Below are 4943 nucleotides of genomic sequence, written 5' to 3'. Positions count from 1 at the left end.
GCGTTGCCTTCAAGGGCAAGGATTTTGGTCTCATCTTCGTTCCTTCGTCACTACGACGAGACCAAAATCCTCCTCTAAACGGAACCCTCAATCTGTCTCATTGGCGCTGACGGCGGACAACCTCACCCCGTCGGGGAAGACACTGGTGGACCGGCTCATTGCGGTCTCGCCCGGGCAGGAGGCTTCAGAGCGATGCCCCGTGACTTCATTCGAAGACGCTTCTGTCTGGGCTGACTGCGTTCGAGGCCAAGGCGTCGCGAGCTTCAACTACATGGCTCCGCTTCACTATGTGAACGTCCCGATCTGCGAACCGACCCCGCCCGTCATCGAATGCGCTGACAACGCTTGCGTCACCGCCGGCATCGACTGGGCGGAGCGGGTCCTTTCCGACCGGTCGGCCTCGGACCTGACCCGTCTTCTGGCCCTGGAACAACTCACCCACTTCATCGAGGATTTGCATCAGCCGTTGCATGTCGGGGAGAACGGCGACCGGGGCGGGAACGGCGTCACTATCGCCACGATCGAAGGCGGGCGCGCTCGCAACCTGCATGCTCTCTGGGACGGCGACGTCGTCACAGCCGCCCTTGGTGCAAACAACGAAGAGTTTCCCGCAGTCCGCGCCTTGATGGCCCAGAACGCATCGGCGTGGTCCGGTCAGACCATCAGCGACTGGGCCATAGAGAGCTACATGATCAGCCGAACCGTTGCCTATCCCAGCCTCGCGTCCCCGCCGGCGTGTGGCGCGACGGACGCTGACGGAGGACAGATCACGCAAGCCTATGTTGAGGCAGCAAAGCCGATCGTCCGTCAGCAAATAGCCCGGGCGGCTGTCCGTCTGGCTAACGCAATCAATCGGGCGGCCTAGCCACTCTCCTGAGCGACCCGCAGCCTTTGCGTCGTTCTTGTAGATAACCGGAACAAACGCAGAACATTCACTTGCGTGTCGCCCTCTCAGGGAGTCACAACGCCAGCCGGCGTCGGCACCTGGAGAGCGTCATGCAACAAGAACTTTTCCCGACCCGCCCGGCCGATCAACACCGGCTGATGGAGCGGATGGCCAGCGCCCGGGTCTCGCCTGAGCAAGCGCGCGAAATCATTCGCTCGCCTGAGGCGCACAAGGCCTTCATCGCCGAGCTGTGCGCCGGCATGTACTGGGCGGCCGGCAAGCGACCCTGAGCCATGACGCCGTTGGAGGTGAGGGAGGATCACACCCTCAGGGCGACGATCGACTGTCGGCGCTGCAATCGTACCCGGATGGGTCCTGTCGCGCAGTAATTTGGAGCGTCAAATGCGCGGTTGAAAGCTCAACATATATTGCGTTTCCAAGAAGCCGCCGGCTGGCGGTTCTTTAATAACAGATCCGACACTAGTAAGCATTGTTGACTTAGAAGCGCCATTTGTGACAGTGTATCTTCAGAAAAGGAGCGTACAATAGCAAATCGAACCAGACAGTTTCACAATATCGCTTTAGATGAAGGATTCTCCGTAGTAACTCTTGAGGTGCGTTCCAAGCACTATTTAATGACTGCGCGGACACCCGATGGCCGCTCTATAAGGCAAATACTCTCTAAAGGATCGACGTCGGAGCGGTCACGCACGGTTGATAACTTTAGAGCTAACCTGCATCGATTTATGAGACATCCGCAGCGCGATACCGTCAACGCACTCACAGGAGCCGTCTAATGGAAGTCAGTGTGATGGGATGGGGCAAGAACCACGGCACCAAGTATCTTTGTGCGAGCAAGGTTCAGCCGAAAGAAGGACCCGTTCCAATCCATCTGGGAGAAGCGACAGCCCATCCGCATATGGACAGACACATTGGCTGCCGCCACGAAGTGACAATCCAGTTCGGCGCAGAGAATGTGAGCTTGAATGGAAACTACTTCGGCAAGGTCACCCTCACTGAAATCGAGGTAGCCATGCTTTTCTGCATGGTCCTCGAAAAGAGATCCTTCTCAGCCGGGCAGGAACTTATCAGCGAGGCGGCCAAAATGCTTCGGAGGGCCGAAGTCGCCGACCGCAAGTCGTCAGCGTCGTAGCCCGTGAATGTTGATCGGCGTGCAAGGCGGGACGCCACCCGGTATGAAACAACATATTGAATGAGCTTAATATCTCGGAGCGATACGGGGTCCCGACGGACGCCAGTCAGTATGCGCGCCAAGTTATTTTTATGTAGCGAACTCAACCGTCTAGGCTGCCTATCGATGGGGTCCAATTTCGACGCCGATCCACACTACGAGGCCCCGATCGTGCGCCTGGACGACGGCGGCGAGCGCATCCTGACGAAGGCACGATGGGGCATGCCGACCTCGAAGAAGGCGCTGATCGAGGCGACAGGGAAGCGGGTCGACAAGCTGCGCGCCAAAGGTCAGGTGATCGATGATGAGGCGTTCAAGCGGTATCTGGAGGTCGAGCCAGACAAAGGCGTGACCAACGTCCGCAACACCATGAACGCGGCCGGCAGGATGAACGCCCACTGGGCTCCTTGGCTCGGACCGGCGAACCGCTGCCTCGTCCCGTTCAACGCGTTCAGCGAGCCGGATCAGGATTATCAGGGCACGAGGAAGAACGTCTGGTTTGCGCTCTCAGAGGATCAGCCGCTCGCCTTCTTCGCCGGGGTTCACGCTCTCCAGTGGTCCGGCGTACGCAAGATCAAGACCGGCCCCGAGACCTGCGACCTGTTCGCCTTCCTGACGACGGACTCCGCCGAGCCCGTGAAGACCTACCACCGCAAGGCCATGCCGGTGATCCTGACGACAGAGGAGGAGCGCGACGTTTGGATGCGCGCGCCATGGGACGAGGCGAAGGCGCTTCAGCGGCCGTTGGCGGCAGACACCCTTGCAGTGATCTGATTTGGGGTGCCGGCGGATGAATTAGGTGTCACGAACACGGATGCTTTGGTCGCCGGACATCGACATCATCGCGGGCGGTCTGGGGATGAGCTTCGCCCTTTGGAGCATTCGCCGCCGGCAGCTCGGCAAGCCGGTCCATCCAGACGCCGCAAAGGTCGATGGATGGCTACTGGTGTTTGCCGCCGCGCTCGTCTGCCTCGGCGTTGCCCGTTGGCCGGGATAGCGGCAACCCAAAAGCGGACGTCCTGGACGTCTCAAACGGGTGGCATGCGGACTTTACGGCTATCTCGACTTCCACGAACCCGTCGCCGCATAATCACGGTAGGCAACTGGATCAGTCGGGTGTCAACACAGCCGCATTGGATGCGTCTGCCCGCATGGCCGCTTCCGCCTCTGCCCGGTCGGAGAAAGACAGTTTCTCCGGCCCGTCTATCTCGTAGCTGGTGCTGCATACTTGGCCGTCGACACCGATGGACCGAATTTCAGTTAGCAGTCGGTCGCCGATGCGAGAAAGCTCACGTTTGATGACCATCGCCCACTCCCTCGTTCGTCATTGCGCCGTGCGAGATTTGCCGCCGCGATGACAGACCTCGCGCTATGGCCGCTCCGACCACCACCACGCGTGCCTGCACAGGCGTCGCCTGATAAATTTCAGCATCGAATGATTTGCCTGAACCCCGGCGGGCAAACTACCCAAGATCGGCGTTACGTCAACTGGCTTCGCCCGTGAGTCATTGCCTCATAAGCAGCCAACTATCATGAGATATTTTGCTTGAATCCGTTCGGCGTTGCTGGCGGACAGGCGCTGTCTGGCCGTTGGTGACGTCTGATACGCGACAGGGCTGGTTGCCCGGTGACAGCTTCTATTGAAGCCCGCCCCGCCCCTCCTGAAAAAGACTTTTGTTGGTCATTGACCAGCGGTTTTTCTTTGCCAATTCCGGCACTCTGCCGAGCGCTGGAGGGTCGCGCCAACTCGAGGGGTGTCCGTAACGGGTCGGCAGCAGCCATGGGCGCGATGCCCAAAGCAAACGTCCGCTGGCGTCGCCATGGGCCGTCCACACGTCAGCTAGGCCGGTCATCGCGCGCGCCGCAAAGGTGTCGCGGGTTGGAACATACAAGCGCCTCCGCGCTCTATTCCCGCATGACCGCCAACGTTTTCACCTTCATCTACCGTCATCCCCGTTTGATCGGCTGGGGGCTTCTGCTCGGAACGACAGCGACCTTGGTAGCGCTCATAGCCTCGGCAGTAGCGCCTCAACCCGCCCCGAGCACTAATGTCCATCCAAAAGCGGACCCGACAAGAGTCAGCTAAGGGTCGACAGCAGTCCAAGGGTGTGGATCGGCGTCGCAGTTGGAGCCCATCGAACGGGCCTTAAGTAGCTGAACCAGCACAAGAAAGGCACGTTTTCGCGCAAGTGGATCGGCATTCTTGGGACCCCGCATCCCCCCCGAAATTGGGCTAATTCAATAAGTTAGTTTGAGCTCGGTAGGGTCCCGTGTTGAGCGCCGATCGACAACTCGCGGGACTTGTATTCAGCCGCGAAACAAAAACTCGACTAACCCTGTCATACTCACTGCAAGAACCACGACGACCGCCATTACGACCGAACGTTGATTGAGCAGCGGAGATAGTCGTTTTGTCGAGGGAGAAGTGAGTTGAGATTTACGCTGCATCGGTTTGGCCTCGGTTAGAGGCATAAAAACGATTTATCTTTTTAGTTGTTCCGTCCCCAGCCCAAGCGACCGCAGGCCCGGTCCAGGGCCTCGACCACGTTTTCTGAGCGGTAGGCGAACGGTGGATCGATCGCCGGCGAGAAGCGGCTGAAGGTGGACGTGCGCGAACCGCGCTGAGAGTCGCGTCAGCTGAAGCATTCGCTCGCATACCACTCTGACAGAAACGTCCGCTACCCACGGTGGGCTCAACCGGTGACCGCAAGCGTGCACCTCTTGCGTCATTTGTAGACCGCCCTGCGTGTGGATCGGCGTGGAAAAGGAACCCCGTTAGCGGGGTGATCGGCGTCGAATAAGGACCCCTCATTCCTGATGTCTAACGATGGCTGCTTGGCGGATGTCAGGCGGCGAGTTCGGGAT

General features: G+C 59.3%; 6 protein-coding genes. 5 read left to right on the top strand and 1 reads right to left on the bottom strand.

Annotation, left to right across the window (positions count from 1 at the left end):
- The 5 genes from ACP7A5_RS17790 to ACP7A5_RS17770 form a co-directional block, all read left to right on the top strand.
- Nucleotides 1–865: S1/P1 nuclease (locus tag ACP7A5_RS17790; protein ID WP_426043139.1), on the top strand; the 865-nt coding region annotated here is incomplete at its 5' end.
- Nucleotides 866–996: 131 nt separating this feature from the next.
- Nucleotides 997–1176 carry a hypothetical protein gene (locus tag ACP7A5_RS17785; RefSeq protein ID WP_426043138.1) on the top strand — a complete coding sequence of 60 codons (180 nt, stop codon included), beginning with the start codon at nt 997–999 and terminating at the stop codon, nt 1174–1176.
- A 506-nt stretch (nt 1177–1682) separates the two neighbouring features.
- Complete coding sequence (locus tag ACP7A5_RS17780; RefSeq protein ID WP_426043137.1) at nt 1683–2039, top strand: hypothetical protein; 357 nt, start codon at nt 1683–1685, stop codon at nt 2037–2039.
- 165 nt (nt 2040–2204) lie between these two features.
- Nucleotides 2205–2852, top strand: coding sequence for an SOS response-associated peptidase family protein (locus ACP7A5_RS17775; protein WP_426043136.1), 648 nt, complete (start codon nt 2205–2207; stop codon nt 2850–2852).
- Between the two features lie 40 nt (nt 2853–2892).
- On the top strand, nt 2893–3075 hold the full coding sequence (locus ACP7A5_RS17770) for a hypothetical protein (RefSeq protein ID WP_426039375.1): 183 nt from the start codon (nt 2893–2895) through the stop codon (nt 3073–3075).
- Between the two features lie 111 nt (nt 3076–3186).
- Here ACP7A5_RS17770 and ACP7A5_RS17765 read toward each other — a convergent pair whose 3' ends face one another.
- Nucleotides 3187–3384 carry a hypothetical protein gene (locus tag ACP7A5_RS17765; RefSeq protein WP_426043135.1) on the bottom strand — a complete coding sequence of 66 codons (198 nt, stop codon included), beginning with the start codon at nt 3382–3384 and terminating at the stop codon, nt 3187–3189.
- Nucleotides 3385–4943: the final 1559 nt, after the last annotated feature.

Source organism: Brevundimonas sp. TWP2-3-4b1, assembly GCF_049897665.1.
Taxonomy (GTDB): domain Bacteria; phylum Pseudomonadota; class Alphaproteobacteria; order Caulobacterales; family Caulobacteraceae; genus Brevundimonas; species Brevundimonas subvibrioides_B.
Note: the sequence above shows the minus strand (reverse complement) of the source record. Positions and strands in the feature narration are given on the sequence as shown.

Coding starts and splice junctions, on each gene's coding strand:
- ACP7A5_RS17785 (WP_426043138.1), top strand. CDS start 997: ATGCAACAAGAACTTTTCCCGACCCGCCCGGCCGATCAACACCGGCTG.
- ACP7A5_RS17780 (WP_426043137.1), top strand. CDS start 1,683: ATGGAAGTCAGTGTGATGGGATGGGGCAAGAACCACGGCACCAAGTAT.
- ACP7A5_RS17775 (WP_426043136.1), top strand. CDS start 2,205: ATGGGGTCCAATTTCGACGCCGATCCACACTACGAGGCCCCGATCGTG.
- ACP7A5_RS17770 (WP_426039375.1), top strand. CDS start 2,893: ATGCTTTGGTCGCCGGACATCGACATCATCGCGGGCGGTCTGGGGATG.
- ACP7A5_RS17765 (WP_426043135.1), bottom strand. CDS start 3,384: ATGGTCATCAAACGTGAGCTTTCTCGCATCGGCGACCGACTGCTAACT.